This window comes from Actinoallomurus vinaceus, from assembly GCF_039542055.1.
Taxonomy (GTDB): Bacteria; Actinomycetota; Actinomycetes; order Streptosporangiales; family Streptosporangiaceae; genus Actinoallomurus; species Actinoallomurus vinaceus.
In genome coordinates this window covers 38,280-50,783 of record NZ_BAABHK010000011.1, presented here as the reverse complement: position 1 = coordinate 50,783, position 12,504 = coordinate 38,280, and the positions used below count along the sequence as shown (strand labels likewise).

General features: G+C 69.5%; 15 protein-coding genes, 1 tRNA gene and 1 other RNA gene. 4 read left to right on the top strand and 13 right to left on the bottom strand.

What is annotated here, in order from left to right:
• Positions 1–28: 28 nt before the first annotated feature.
• From ABEA24_RS33035 to ffs, 5 genes are all read right to left on the bottom strand, one after another.
• The gene (locus ABEA24_RS33035; RefSeq protein WP_345435638.1) at positions 29–577 is read right to left on the bottom strand and encodes a DUF5063 domain-containing protein; all 549 of its coding nucleotides are present in this window, start codon (positions 575–577) and stop codon (positions 29–31) included.
• Positions 570–1,169, bottom strand: a complete 600-nt coding sequence (gene recR, locus ABEA24_RS33030; protein WP_345435636.1) for a recombination mediator RecR — start codon at positions 1,167–1,169, stop codon at positions 570–572. The genes ABEA24_RS33035 and recR overlap by 8 nt, the downstream gene beginning before the upstream one ends.
• Before the next feature lie 237 nt (positions 1,170–1,406).
• Complete coding sequence (locus ABEA24_RS33025) at positions 1,407–1,790, bottom strand: YbaB/EbfC family nucleoid-associated protein (RefSeq protein ID WP_345435633.1); 384 nt, start codon at positions 1,788–1,790, stop codon at positions 1,407–1,409.
• 178 nt (positions 1,791–1,968) lie between these two features.
• Positions 1,969–4,077: a DNA polymerase III subunit gamma and tau gene (locus tag ABEA24_RS33020; RefSeq protein WP_345435630.1), complete on the bottom strand. Its 2,109-nt coding sequence runs from the start codon at positions 4,075–4,077 to the stop codon at positions 1,969–1,971.
• A gap of 19 nt (positions 4,078–4,096) precedes the next feature.
• Positions 4,097–4,193: signal recognition particle sRNA small type (gene ffs / locus ABEA24_RS33015), an RNA gene on the bottom strand.
• A gap of 51 nt (positions 4,194–4,244) precedes the next feature.
• On the opposite strand from ffs, the gene ABEA24_RS33010 reads away from it, so the two are divergent.
• Together ABEA24_RS33010 and ABEA24_RS33005 are read left to right on the top strand one after the other, a co-directional pair.
• Complete coding sequence (locus tag ABEA24_RS33010) at positions 4,245–4,586, top strand: DUF952 domain-containing protein (protein ID WP_345435628.1); 342 nt, start codon at positions 4,245–4,247, stop codon at positions 4,584–4,586.
• Between the two features lie 10 nt (positions 4,587–4,596).
• Positions 4,597–4,684, top strand: a tRNA-Ser gene (locus ABEA24_RS33005).
• 97 nt (positions 4,685–4,781) lie between these two features.
• On the opposite strand, the gene ABEA24_RS33000 is transcribed toward ABEA24_RS33005, so the two are convergent.
• Entirely contained in the window at positions 4,782–6,056 is a 1,275-nt protein-coding gene (locus ABEA24_RS33000) for an MFS transporter (protein WP_345435627.1), read from the bottom strand.
• An 86-nt stretch (positions 6,057–6,142) separates the two neighbouring features.
• Between ABEA24_RS33000 and ABEA24_RS32995 the strand changes: the two genes are divergently transcribed.
• Positions 6,143–6,994 carry an ArsR/SmtB family transcription factor gene (locus ABEA24_RS32995; protein WP_345435625.1) on the top strand — a complete coding sequence of 284 codons (852 nt, stop codon included), beginning with the start codon at positions 6,143–6,145 and terminating at the stop codon, positions 6,992–6,994.
• Here ABEA24_RS32995 and ABEA24_RS32990 read toward each other — a convergent pair.
• Both ABEA24_RS32990 and ABEA24_RS32985 read right to left on the bottom strand, forming a co-directional pair.
• Positions 6,991–7,176: a hypothetical protein gene (locus ABEA24_RS32990; protein ID WP_345435622.1), complete on the bottom strand. Its 186-nt coding sequence runs from the start codon at positions 7,174–7,176 to the stop codon at positions 6,991–6,993. The two genes, ABEA24_RS32995 and ABEA24_RS32990, sit on opposite strands and share 4 nt — an antisense overlap.
• A complete protein-coding gene (locus tag ABEA24_RS32985) occupies positions 7,173–7,571 on the bottom strand; it encodes an ArsR/SmtB family transcription factor (RefSeq protein WP_345435620.1) in 399 nt (132 codons plus the stop codon). Before ABEA24_RS32985 ends, ABEA24_RS32990 begins: the two co-directional genes overlap by 4 nt.
• A 226-nt stretch (positions 7,572–7,797) precedes the next feature.
• On the opposite strand from ABEA24_RS32985, the gene ABEA24_RS32980 reads away from it, so the two are divergent.
• On the top strand, positions 7,798–8,937 hold the full coding sequence (locus ABEA24_RS32980) for a serine hydrolase domain-containing protein (RefSeq protein ID WP_345435618.1): 1,140 nt from the start codon (positions 7,798–7,800) through the stop codon (positions 8,935–8,937).
• 155 nt (positions 8,938–9,092) lie between these two features.
• On the opposite strand, the gene ABEA24_RS32975 is transcribed toward ABEA24_RS32980, so the two are convergent.
• The 5 genes from ABEA24_RS32975 to ABEA24_RS32955 all read right to left on the bottom strand — a co-directional run bounded on the left by ABEA24_RS32975 (position 9,093) and on the right by ABEA24_RS32955 (position 12,404).
• Entirely contained in the window at positions 9,093–9,524 is a 432-nt protein-coding gene (locus ABEA24_RS32975) for a hypothetical protein (protein WP_345435616.1), read from the bottom strand.
• Positions 9,525–9,702: 178 nt separating this feature from the next.
• Complete coding sequence (locus ABEA24_RS32970; protein ID WP_345435614.1) at positions 9,703–10,425, bottom strand: DUF6882 domain-containing protein; 723 nt, start codon at positions 10,423–10,425, stop codon at positions 9,703–9,705.
• Positions 10,418–11,050, bottom strand: coding sequence for an AAA family ATPase (locus tag ABEA24_RS32965; protein WP_345435612.1), 633 nt, complete (start codon positions 11,048–11,050; stop codon positions 10,418–10,420). The genes ABEA24_RS32970 and ABEA24_RS32965 overlap by 8 nt, the downstream gene beginning before the upstream one ends.
• Before the next feature lie 7 nt (positions 11,051–11,057).
• Positions 11,058–11,381, bottom strand: coding sequence for a TFIIB-type zinc ribbon-containing protein (locus ABEA24_RS32960; protein WP_345435610.1), 324 nt, complete (start codon positions 11,379–11,381; stop codon positions 11,058–11,060).
• 129 nt (positions 11,382–11,510) lie between these two features.
• On the bottom strand, positions 11,511–12,404 hold the full coding sequence (locus tag ABEA24_RS32955) for a helix-turn-helix transcriptional regulator (protein WP_345435609.1): 894 nt from the start codon (positions 12,402–12,404) through the stop codon (positions 11,511–11,513).
• Positions 12,405–12,504: the final 100 nt, after the last annotated feature.

Below are 12,504 nucleotides of genomic sequence, written 5' to 3'. Positions count from 1 at the left end.
TTGCGACGGAAATGGATCCACGGCGGATCTACCCCGCGACCGGCTCCTCCATGACGTCGAGCCGCGCGCTCGCCGACACGGCGTACAGCGCCCGCAGAGCCGCACCGCAGTGGTTGCCCCAGTGGTTGAAGTAGCTGTACTGCCACCACCACAGCGCCTCGAGCTTGCGGTCCGCGTCATAGTGACGCAGCCCGTGCACCAGGTCGCTGGCCACGTCCACAAGGTCGTCCGACAGGCGGTACGGGGTGGTCTCGGGATCCTTGTACGGGTCGAAGACCTCGGTGTACTCGTCGACGTCGGTCAGGCGCTCGGCCAGCCCCTGACGGGTGGAGTCCAGATCCGGGTCCTCCCCGACGTCCGGCTCCCAGTTGTCCGGCAGGATCACGTCGGTGCTGGCGCCGAGCTGGGCCCCGGCGAGCGCGATCTGCGACACCTCGAGCAGCAACAACGGCACCGCATGGCCACCGGCCTCGCCGCGCGCCACGGCGGTCAGCCCGGTCAGGTAGTTCTCGGCGTGCTTCGCCACACGGTCGGCGAGCGTCATCCAGCTGAGCTCAGACTTGCTGTTCTCAGACATCGAGCAGCCTCCGTCCTTCAAACGCGCGACCGAGCGTGACCTCGTCGGCGTATTCCAGGTCGCCTCCCACCGGCAGTCCGCTGGCCAGCCGGGTGACGGTGAGACCCATCGGTTTCACGAGCCGGGCAAGATAGGTGGCGGTCGCCTCCCCTTCGAGATTGGGGTCGGTGGCAAGGATCAGCTCGGTGATCTCGCCGTCGGCGAGACGCTTCATGAGCTCCCGGATGCGCAGGTCGTCGGGGCCGACGCCCTCGATCGGGCTGATCGCCCCGCCGAGCACGTGGTAGCGGCCGCGGAACTCCCGCGTCTTCTCGATCGCGACGACGTCCTTCGGCTCCTCCACCACGCAGATCACGTGCGTGTCGCGGCGGGCGTCGCGGCAGATCCGGCACTGTTCGGCCTCGGCGACGTTTCCGCAGATACTGCAGAACCGGACCTTGTCCTTGACTTCCCTCAGCGCCTCGGTCAGCCGCGTGACGTCGGCGGGATCCGCGGCGAGCAGGTGGAAGGCGATCCGCTGTGCGCTCTTCGGCCCGACGCCGGGCAGCCTGCCCAACTCGTCGATGAGGTTCTGGACAACCCCTTCGTACACGGTCCCTCCCTTCTCCTCGTCGACGCGCTCACCGGGAGCGCCGTCTTCGGTGGTGTCATCCGGGAGGCTCTTTCCCGTGACCCGGTCGGCGGGTCGGCGGGCGGACGGTCCTCATGCGGCACTCGGCGACCATGAGTCACGTCCCCGGACGTCCTTCGAGACCTCCCTGATCGAAGCACGTCCGGCGACCGTGGCGCGGCAGGTGCCGCCGCGGGGACGGCACCCGGCCGCCCGGGCTCACATACCGGGCAGGCCCAATCCGCCACCCAGGCCGCCCAGGCCCTCGGTCAATGGTCCCATCTTCTCCTGCGCCAGCTTCTGCGCCTCTTCCACGGCGTTGTGGATCGCCGCGAGCACCAGGTCGGCGACCGTCTCGGCGGTGTCCGCCGGGTCCTCGGGGTCGATCGCACCCGGATCAATGACGATCTTCGTGACTTCGTTCTGCCCGTTGACCGTCGCGGTGACCAGGCCACCGCCGGCGGTGCCCTGGACCTCCGTCTCTGCGAGTTCGCGCTGCAGGCTCATGAACTGCTCCTGCATACGCTGCGCCTGCTGCAGCATGTGCTGGATATTCGGCTGGCCACCGGGTTCCACGGTGCTCTCCTCATTCAGATCGTCCAATGAGACGAGACTACGGGGTCCGCCCCGAATCCGGTATGCGGCTCCGGACAACCGGTACGGCCGTGCCGAAACGCCTCCCGCGGCCCGGCGAAGGCCCGTACGAAAGGCACGGCGAAGCCGCGGACCGATCGGCGTCGGGACGGCATGACCACACCGTTACCGAGCCTTTTGCCGATCGTCAGGTGTTGTCGAACTCCTGGATGACCTTTCCGCCGAGCACCTGCTCGATCAGGGCCATTCCGGTGAGCACGGCCTCGGCGTCCGCGTCTGCGTCGCCCTCGGGGTCGACCTCGTCCTCCTCGTCCACCGGCTCGGGCGGCGGAGGCGGCGGCGGGCTGGGCGGCGGAACCGGTGCCGACTCGGGCGGCGGCGTCGTACGGGTCTCGCGCGGCGGGGCCGCCGAGGCGCCCCACCCGCCGGGGTCCGGTGGCGGCGGCGCCGACCGCGAGCCCTGCCCCGAGCCGCCCGCGAGAACCGCGTCGATGCGCCACTCGACGCCGAGGATCTCCTTCAGCGCGTCGCGGAGGACGACGTCCTTGCCCCCGGTCGTGAAGCCGCGCCGTTTACCCTCGTTGGCGAACGCGAGGGTCAGCACCTGCCCATCGAGGGACGCCACCTCGACGCCCTCCATGAGGACGATCCAGGCGACCTTGCTCCGCTGCTTGACCGCCTCGAGAATGTCGACCCACATCCGCCGGATCGCGGCGACGTCCACCCCGCCGGCCGGGGCGCTGGAAGCCGCCGACGGCGAGGATCCCCCCGGGGCGGGCGACTGGCCGTACGAGGGCGCCGGGCCGGCCTCCGAGGAGCGGCCGGATGGCTGCGCGCCGCTGGAAGGCCGGGCGGGGACCGGCCAGTCCGCGCTCCCGGCTCCGGCGGGCCCGTCACCCCCGGGCTCCCGCGCGGCGGGCGCGGGCTGCCGGGTCTGAGCTGTGGCCTGCGGCCCGTGCGAGGCAGGGACCTGCGGCCGATCGGCCTCGGGCGGAGCCGCGACCCGGTCCTGCGGCGCCGGCTGCGGCCGGCTCTGGGCGGCCGGCGGCTGGGACGAGGCTACGGGCGAGGGCTGCGGCGACGCGGCCGGGGCCTGGGGAGTGTGCGGCATGGGCGCGGCCGGAGCCGGGCCACCGACCGCGACGCGGCGCTCGAGCCGCTCGAGACGGGTGAGCAGCGAAGCCTCGTCGTCGTACGCGCTGGGCAGCAGGATCCGGGCGGAGATCAGCTCGAGCAGCAGCCGCGGCGACGTCGCCCCGCGCATCTCCGTGAGGCCGGTGTGCAGCAGATCGGCGGCGCGCGTCAGCTCGGCGGAGCCCAGCCGCGACGCCTGGGCCTGCATCCGCTCCAGCTCGTCCGGCGGAACGTTCAGCAGGCCCGTCGCGCCGGAGTCGGGGACGTTCGACAGGATGACGAGGTCGCGGAACCGCTCCAGCAGGTCGGCGGCGAACCGCCGCGGGTCCTGCCCGCCTTCCATCACGCGATCGATCGCCGCGAACACCGCCGCCCCGTCGTGGGACGCCACCGCGTCCACGACCTCGTCCAGCAGGGCCGAGTCGGTGTAGCCGAGCAGCGACACCGCGCGGGCGTACGTGATGCCCTCCTCGCCCGCACCCGCCAGGAGCTGGTCGAGGATCGACTCGGAGTCACGCGCCGACCCGGCGCCCGCCCGCACGACCAGCGGGATCGCGGCGGGCTCGTACGGCACGCCCTCCTTCTGGAGGATGTCCTCGAGCAGCTCGCGGAGGGTGCCCGGCGGGATCAGCCGGAACGGGTAGTGGTGGGTCCGCGACCGGATCGTCCCGATGACCTTCTCGGGCTCGGTCGTCGCGAAGATGAACTTCAGGTGCGGCGGGGGCTCCTCGACGAGCTTCAGCAGCGCGTTGAACCCCTCACGGGTCACCATGTGCGCCTCGTCGATGATGTAGATCTTGTAGCGCGCCGCCACCGGCGCGAAGAACGCCCGCTCCCGAAGATCACGGGCGTCGTCGACACCACCGTGGGACGCCGCGTCGATCTCGATGACGTCGATGTGCCCCGAACCGGAGGGCCCGAGCGCGACGCAGGACTCGCACACGCCGCACGGCTCCGGAGTCGGACCCTTCTCGCAGTTCAGCGAGCGGGCGAGGATGCGCGCGCTCGAGGTCTTGCCGCAGCCACGCGGCCCACTGAACAGGTAAGCGTGATTGATGCGCCCGTTGCGCAACGCCTGCTGAAGCGGCTCGGCGACGTGCTCCTGCCCCTTGAGCTCGGCGAACGTCGCTGGCCGGTACTTGCGGTACAGAGCCAGACTCATGGGGGTCCGTCCTCGTCGAAAAGAGGACCCCCCGCACACCCGTCAGAGCCTGCTTATCCTTGCTGCCTTCCGGCCCTGGGGAGGTTCACAGGATGGACGCCGTGCGAGGGGTCTGAGCCCGAGTCTATGGCATCCGGCGGACGGGTTCGGCCCGTACGCTCTGCTTCATGGCAGGGGATTCCGAGGACACGCGTTCACCGATCTTCCACATCGCCGAGCGGACCGAGTGGGAGGCCGCCCGCGACGCCGACCGCCCGTACGAGGTGTCGACCCGCGGCCGTACGCTGGCCGAGGAGGGCTTCATCCACGCCTCCCGCGACGAGGAACAGGTGCGCAAGGTCCGGCGCGCCTTCTACGCCGACCTCGACGACCTCGTCCTTCTCGTCATCGACCCGACCGGTCTGGACGTCCGGGTGGAACCCGTCGGAGACGACGTCTTCCCCCACATCTACGGCCCGATCCCGCCGAGCGCCGTTATCGAGGTTCGCGCACTGCCGGAGAACCGGTAGGCTCTGCCGCGGAGGATTCGCCTAGTGGCCTAGGGCGCACGCTTGGAAAGCGTGTTGGGGGCAACCCCTCGCGAGTTCGAATCTCGCATCCTCCGCCAGCTGATCAGACACGACGTCGGGCCGGTACCCCAGAGGTGCCGGCCCGACGTGCTTCGCGAGGACCTGCGGGGTTGACCAGGGCGTTGACGGGCGTCATTAGGCCACGGCCGGGGCCTCCGAGTCCGCATGCTCTGGCTGGGTCGGCAGCTCGCGCATCGTCCGCAGCGGCGAGAGAAGCACCGGGATCACGGCGAGCAGCTCGCCCAGAACACCGACCCACATCGCCTGCCGCACGCCGATGCTCTGGCCCAGAGCGCTACCCGCGAGCGCCCCGATCGGCATCGCCCCCCAGACAACGAACCGGACAGACGCCGTCATCCGGCCCAGCATCGGCTTTGGGCACAGCTGCTGCCGCAGGGTGACCGAGTTCAGTTTGAACGTCATGAACACCACCCACCCGAGGCCCTGGAGCACGACGCCGATCGCGAACCGCCAATCGGACTGGAACATCGGCAGCGCCAGCGTCCACAGCAGACCGCTCCCGATGACCGACAACCACATCGCCCGCCCCTGCCCGAACCTGGCCGCGATGCGTGCCGTGACCAGGCTGCCCAGCAGGCCGCCCACCGCCTCCGCGGTGAACACCAGAGAACAGAGGAACGGTGACAACCCCAGCTCGTCGTTGAGCAGCACCAACAGCATCGACGCGCCGAGCGTGGCGAACATGTTCGAGATCGCGGCGGTGAAGGTGATCGCCCGAAGCAAGGAGTCGCCGAAGACGAAGCGCAGTCCCTCGCCGATCTCGGACCGCAGTTTCGCGTCGGGTCTGTCCTCCGGCTTGGCCTCGGTGCTGCGGATCCGCGCCAGGAAGAACGCCGAAGTCCCGAAGCCGATCGCGTCGACGATGATCGCCACGGGCGCCGTCAGCGCCCCGACCAGTACACCGCCCAAGGCCGGACCGCCGACTTGAGCGATGCTGCGCGTGGATTCCAACCTGACGTTGGCCGCCAGCAACCGATCGTCGTCGACGAGATGCGGCAGATAGCTCTGGTAGGCCACGTCGAAGAACACCGTGCACACCGAGACGCCGAAGGCCACGGCGTACAACTGGGCCAGGGTGAGAACGTCCAGCCAGTACGCGAGCGGGATCGACCCCAGTAGGACGGCGCGGGCAATGCCCCCGGCGATCATCACCGGGCGGCGGCGGACGCGGTCCACCCAAGCGCCGGCCGGCAGGCCGATGCCCAGGAAGGCCAGGTACTCGAACACGACGAGCAGGCCCGTCTCGAAGGGCGTGGCGTGCAGCGTGCCGATTGCCGCGAGCGGTAGCGCGACGAGCGTGACGGCCGCACCCGCCTGGCTGACCGAGTCGGCCGTCCAGAACCTGCGGAAGTCGGCGTGGAAGAAGAGGCTGGTACGGGACGGCTTCATGACGGGCAACATCACCGCACTGGAGCCGCAGGCACCATTGTTTTAGTCTGGGCGAAAACATCGATCGCCAACGGGAAGACGTGGGCATGGGTGCGGTTCGGTTCGGCGTGGACGACCTCGCCAACCTCAGGTTCGCCATATCGCCGTTGTGGGAGACCGTCGCCAGTTACCACGCCGCTCTCGATCCCGGGCGGCACGCGATCCATCTGCCCTGGGTTCGCAAGGCCGTGGCCCTGCTGCGCGACGCGGGCCTGGCCGAACTGACCGCGCCACTGCGCGCCCTGCCCCTGACACCGCCGCCACGCTGCCCACTGGCCGAGATCGAGGAGGAACTCGCCCTCCTGCCCGCCCCACCCGAGTTCGGCGATGCCGTACGGGCGTGGTGGCAGGCGGCGGTCCAGCCGTACTGGCCGCGTATCCGGGCCGTCCTGGAGGCGGACATCGTCTACCGCACCCGCCAGTTGGCCGAGGACGGCATCCAGCAGGTCTTCGCGCACCTGCATCCGGGAATGCGCTGGGTCGGCGACAGCCTGGTCTCGCCGGACCTGCCGACGTCAGGCCCTGACCTGGACGGCGCCGGGATCACGCTGGCGCCCACCGCGTTCGCGACCCGCTGCCACCTCCTCATCGGAGACGGCCCCGCCCCGCCCGCCGTCGTCTACCCCACGCGGGCCGCAGGCACCCTGTGGGAACGACGCGACACGTCCGGCGACGGGCTGGCCCGGCTGCTCGGTCGCAGCCGGGCCCAACTGTTGACGTACACCAGTTCTCCTGCCACCACGACCCAACTGGCCGCTCGCACCGGCCTGAGCCTGGGAGCGGTCTCCCAGCACCTGGCGATCCTGCGCGAGGCGGGCCTGGTGACGAGCCACCGGTACCGGCGCGAGGTGAATTACGCGGCCAGTGATCTCGGGATCGCTCTTCTGGAACGGGCTTAGGGCCCACTGGAGGCGGCACGTGTCGTGGGCCACCGTAGGCGGCTGCCGAGGTGGAGGGCGATCCGGTCAACGGTTCGGGTCATCTGCGCGGTGTCCTGGGGCCGCACCCAGGACAGGACGCGGTCGACGCCGGCGGCGGCATAGGCGTCGACGTCGTCGAGGTCGCCGCCGAAGAGGGTCACGGGGATGGGCTGGTCGCTGCCGGGTTTGCGGGCGGTCTTCTTGAACTCGGCGATGTGGTCGAGGACTCCGGGGCGGAGGCCGCCACCACGGCCGACAGCAAGCCGGAGAACCGCTCTTCCATCTCATCCGTGCGCAACGTGTTCATCTTCGCCGTGCCCCTGTAGTACTGCCGGATCACACCGGCCTCGCGTAGCACGTTGAAGTGGTAGGTAAGCGTCGAGAGCGACACCGGCGTATCGAAGGTGCCGCAACTCTTGTCCTCACCCGCCCGAGCCAGCTGGGACACCACCAAGCGCCGGACCGGATCCACCAGCGCCTCCAGGACCTGCTGGAGCGAGACCTCCGACAGGTCGGGGTGCTCCACTGTCCGAGCGGCGGTACGGGGGCGGGCCACGGCGACTCCTTGAGATGACATCGATGCGGTCACGCCATAGTACGACCGTCATCGAACCAAGCCTGGCCTCCAGACCCGTCTCACCGTTGCACGATCCACAGCCTGTTCGGGTATGGAGTTGCTGCCCTACCGGTCACAGCGCGGTCACAGGTGCTCGGACCGTGGTGTGACCGTCCGTTGCCTAGAACGGTTCACGACGTGAAGTCCGAGCAAAGGAATCATTGTTGTGAATCGTGCGACAACAGCGCGGGTCGCTGGTCTGGCCTGCGCGATGCTGACGCTGAGCATCGCCGCGCCCGCCACCGCCGCCACCTCCGACCTCAGCCGGACGCGGGTCGGGAATGTGCAGAAGGCGATGGAAGCACTCGCCAAGACCACCGGAGTGGTGGGCGCGATCGGCGAGGTGTACGTCGACGGCAGGCGCGTCGGCAAGGGGTCGGCCGGCTCCCGCCTGCTCGGCGGTACGGGCGGCAGGATCCCCGCCGGCTCCCGCTACCGCATCGGGTCGCAGACCAAGCAGATCACCGCCACGGTGCTGCTGAAACTGGTCCAGGAGGGCAGGCTCAGCCTGGACGACAAGCTCAGCAAGGTCCTGCCGGAGGTGGCTGCCCAGGGCCTGGTGGAGCGGGCCGATGAGATCACCGTGCGAGAGTTGATCCGGCACACCTCCGGCATCCCCGACTTCTTCGGCAGCGGACGGTTCGACGACTTCGACTTCACGACCTACTACCGCCCGATCGACCTGGTGAAGGCCTCCCGGAGCCTGCCCCGGACCGGAGAGCCGGGAGAGAAGTTCTCCTACTCCAACACCAACTACGTGCTCATCGGCATGATCATCGAGCGACTCACCGGCCATACCCTGCCGAAAGAATTCGCCCGGCGGATATTCGCGCCTCTCGGAATGAAAAGCACGTATCTGACCGTCAAGCCTCCGCAGGGCATCAAGGGGCCGCACGGGCATGGCTACTACCCCGACGCCGCAGGCAGGCCACGCGACGTGGACCGGCAGAATGCGAGCTTCGGCGGCGCGGCCGGAGGGATCGTCTCCACCGCGCATGACATCAGCATCTTCCGGCGCGCATTCGATCAGGGCAAACTGCTGCCGCCGGAGCTTCAACAGGAGATCGTGCCGCCGATGCCAAAGCCGCAGGAGAGCGGGCCGACGCAGCCCCCTCGCCTATGCGGAGGTGAGCCCGCGCTGGAGATGCAGGCGGGGAGTGGGCCGGGATTCGCCGCCACCACATTCGCCACTCGCGATGGCCGTCTTCAGTTCGCCGTGTCGGCCACGCTCAGCGTCTCCAACATGACCTTCGACCCGGCCGCTCTCAACAAAGCCGCCGAAGCGGTGCTCTGCCCCAAGAAATAGCCTCGGTCGGCCATTGGGCCGCTTCGAGAAGAGACCCCGCCCGACCGTTCTGGTCGGGCGGGACGAGCAGCGGCATGGGATCGCTCGCCCCACCGCCCCTCGTCGCTCGCCCGCATGCGGCCCGACGTCTGTCGGACGAGTCGGCCCCGAAGCCGTCAGCACTTGATCATGTACAGCCCCGACTTGCGCATGTTACCGATCTGCTCGTGGTTCTTGTTCTCGAACCACGCCCACGACTGCACCCCGTGCCAGGTGCCCTTCTTGCCACACTTCAGGTCCTTCGACCCGATGCCGCCCGAGACAGGGTGGGGGACCGACCCGCAGTTCCTGGTGGACTTGTAGTTGCTCACCTGCACGCAGACCCTGGTGATCGAGGTCTTGGCCTTACTGAGCTCGTAGAAGGCGCTGGCGTGCAGCCATACGACCTTCTTCTTCACGAGGCGACTCGGCTTTTGCGCCGTGAGCTTCACCGACTGCACGCTGACGGAACCCTTGGCCTCGGTGGCGGCGTCGGCGGCCGGAGCGGCCAATGTCATCGCCGCGAAGCCCGCGGCGATGGCGACCGGGATCAGCTTCGCTCGTCTCATGGATTGTTCCTCCTTGCCGAGGGAAAGCTCGTACAAGAAGTTGATCTTGCCCGGTCGGCCGCGGCGCGAGACAGAGTCCAGGGGCCCATTTGTCCGGGCCGTGAGTTGAAGCCCAGGGCCTAATCGGGCCTAGGAGGACACCCGGAGCGCCGGGGGTGGACGGCCGATCCCAGTGCCGCTACGCGCCGGGTGCCGACAGCGAGGCGTTGATGTTCGCGACGCGGCCGTACTGGTCGAAGTCGATGACCGCTTCGAGGCCTGGCCCGGTGATGGTGAGCTTGGTGCCGTCGGGGCTGAACGCCGCGCCGAGCCGCCGCCGTACCGCGTAGGCGTGCAGCGCGCGGCGGTGGTCGGTGATCCAGAGGCCGGAGAGCGCCTGCTGGATGACGTGCATGACGCGGGCGGGCTCGGGCGGCGGCAGCTGGAAGTCGGGGTGCTCGATGAGGAACGCGGCGCGGGTGCCGCCGCCGACGGGGCCGTTGTAGGAGGTCCAGTTGGCGCTCACGGCCTTGGCTGCGTCGGTGAGGATGCCGACGGCCTGGGCCGGTTCGGTGGGTGAGCCGGGCAGCGCGTCGAACGGAACCTCGGCGGACGCGAGCTCCGCGATGCCGTGCTGCTGCCCGAAATCGCGCAGTGTCGCGGACAGCGCCGTCACCGGCTCCGGGAATCCGGACGGGTTCGCCCAGCCCCACAGCCACGACCGTGGGCCGGGCGCGGCGCTGCCGAGAAGGTGGAGACCGGTACAGGTGAGGGGCCGGCTCCCGGTGAATTCGAACAGGTGAGCCTGCAGGTCCGCGTGCCAGCTGTGCTCGCCGAGGACGTCCCCCAAGTGCAGTTGGTGCTCCAGCGAAAATATCGCCGCGTCGTCGAGGAGATTGGCAAAAGTGAGGGTTTCAGGCATGTGCGGCAGCGTACTTCTCGTCCTCTTGCACCCAGGCGCAGACCTGATCGGCCGTGGCTTCGACGGTGGCGCTCGTCGTGTCCAGGAGCCGCATCGGCGGTGCCATCGAGGCGGCCTCCGCGCGGACCCACTCGTTGTACTCCAGCATCTCGGCGATCCGCGGCTCGGACCACTCCCGCCACGCCGGACGCCCCCGGAGCCGGGCGGTGAGGACGTCCGGGTCGCACGTGAGCGCGAGGTATCTGATCTCCGTGAACAGCGCCCGTTCGGGCAGCGGCTCGAACTCAGGCGGGACCACGGTGCCGCACAGCAGCACCGGCCGGCCGTTCTGCTGGATCATCGCGGCCATCGCCAGCCACGCCGACCGGAAGCGTACGGGGTCGTGGAGGCCCGCCTGCCAGAGCACGTCCTGCTCCAGGACGACGAAACGCCCGCTCAGTCGCTCGACGAGGAGCCGGGCCACGGTCGACTTGCCGCAGCCACTGGGACCGGTGAGGGACCACAGGGGAAGCCGGACGAACGGCTCTCGATGGCCGCACGCGGCACAGACGACGGCGGGCGGCTCGGCGACGACCTGCGGTGAGTCCGCGCGGGCCCCGCAGCGTACGCAGATGAGCGGATTCACCGGGCGGTCAGTCGAAGAGCTCCTCGAGGAAGCCCCGTCTGCGACCACGATGTCCGTACGGCGGGGGTGAGTCCTTGTAGTGCCCGTGGTGGGGGGCGTGGCCCGGGTGGTACGGCGGCGGAGAGTCACGGTGCCCCTGGTACGGGGGCGGGGAGTCCGAGTAACCGCCGGGGTAGGGCGGCGGCGCGGCATAGTGCCGTTGTTCCGCCATCACGATCTGTTCGAGCTCGCCGCGGTCGAGGAAGATCCCGCCGCACCCGGCGCATTGCTCGATGTGGATGCCTTGTCGGTTGAACGTCTGCATCGGGCTGTGGCACTTAGGGCAGGTCACAGCATCAGGGTAAAGGATTGGCAAAGTCCCCCGTGACGGATCCGGCGGTTCGCGCGCAGCGGGTGCCGCTGAATCGACCAAGGCGACGGTGAATCCATTGTGGTCGCCGGTATCCCGGACGATGGGCCGCTATGCGCCGGGGCCTTCGGCCGACCTGGCTTCTTGCGTCTCGTCGGTCTGCTCCAGGCTCGCCGCCCAGCTGCCGAGGAGGTTGAGCGCGTCCTGGGCCGGAGTGCCGGGTTCGGCGCTGAACGCGGTGAGCGTCAGGCCCGGGTCGGCCGGCAGCGGCATCGCCTCGAAGGGGAGGCTGAGGTCGCCGACGACGGGGTGGTGGAAGTTCTTGACTCCGGTGTGATGGAGACGGACGTTGTGCGCGGCCCAGAGAGTGCGAAACTCCTCGCTGCGGGTGGCGAGCTCGCCGATCAGGTCCTGCAGGGCCCGGTCGTGGGGGTCGCGGCCGGCCTCGGTGCGCAGCAGCGCCACGGTGGTGTTGGCCGAATCCTCCCAGTCGGGGTAAAAGTCCCTGGCGCGGGAGTTGAGGAACCGGAACCGGGCGAGGTTGACGGGTCGCGCCGGGTCGTCGAAGACCGGTGAGTACAGGGCGCGGCCGAGCCGGTTGGCGGCGAGGACGTCCAGGCGCCCGTTACGGACGAACGCCGGCGCGTCGGTCATCGAGTCGAGGAGGCGCTGGATGCCCGGCCGGATCCGCTGCCGCGCGGGGCGGCGGCGTCGCGGCGTGGAGTTCGCCGCGCGGGCCAGGTCGAAGAGATGCTCGCGCTCGGCCTCGTCGAGTTGCAGCGCGCGGACGAGTGCTTCGAGCACGCTCTCGGAGGCCCCGCTGAGGTTCCCGCGTTCGAGGCGGTTGTAGTAGTCGACGCTGACCCCGGCGAGCATGGCGACCTCTTCCCGGCGGAGCCCGGGAACGCGCCGGTTGCCGCCGTACGCGGGCAGTCCCGCCTGCTGCGGAGTGATCCTGGCGCGCCGGGAGGCCAGGAACTCCCGAACGTCGTTCCTGCTGTCCACGGCCCCAGGCTACGTACGGCTCGCGAACTCTGGGGTGTTCTGTCATTACCTGGACCGGCAGAGCCTTCTTTGCCCGGAGCATCGGCTGTTTCATGGGTAG

What these genes read in the sequence shown, in the direction of transcription:
- ABEA24_RS33010 (WP_345435628.1), top strand. Translation starts at nt 4,245, where the DNA reads ATGGCAGGGGATTCCGAGGACACGCGTTCACCGATCTTCCACATCGCC.
- ABEA24_RS33020 (WP_345435630.1), bottom strand. Translation starts at nt 4,077, where the DNA reads ATGAGTCTGGCTCTGTACCGCAAGTACCGGCCAGCGACGTTCGCCGAG.
- ABEA24_RS33035 (WP_345435638.1), bottom strand. Translation starts at nt 577, where the DNA reads ATGTCTGAGAACAGCAAGTCTGAGCTCAGCTGGATGACGCTCGCCGAC.
- ABEA24_RS32970 (WP_345435614.1), bottom strand. Translation starts at nt 10,425, where the DNA reads ATGCCTGAAACCCTCACTTTTGCCAATCTCCTCGACGACGCGGCGATA.
- ABEA24_RS32975 (WP_345435616.1), bottom strand. Translation starts at nt 9,524, where the DNA reads ATGAGACGAGCGAAGCTGATCCCGGTCGCCATCGCCGCGGGCTTCGCG.
- ABEA24_RS32995 (WP_345435625.1), top strand. Translation starts at nt 6,143, where the DNA reads ATGGGTGCGGTTCGGTTCGGCGTGGACGACCTCGCCAACCTCAGGTTC.
- ABEA24_RS33000 (WP_345435627.1), bottom strand. Translation starts at nt 6,056, where the DNA reads ATGAAGCCGTCCCGTACCAGCCTCTTCTTCCACGCCGACTTCCGCAGG.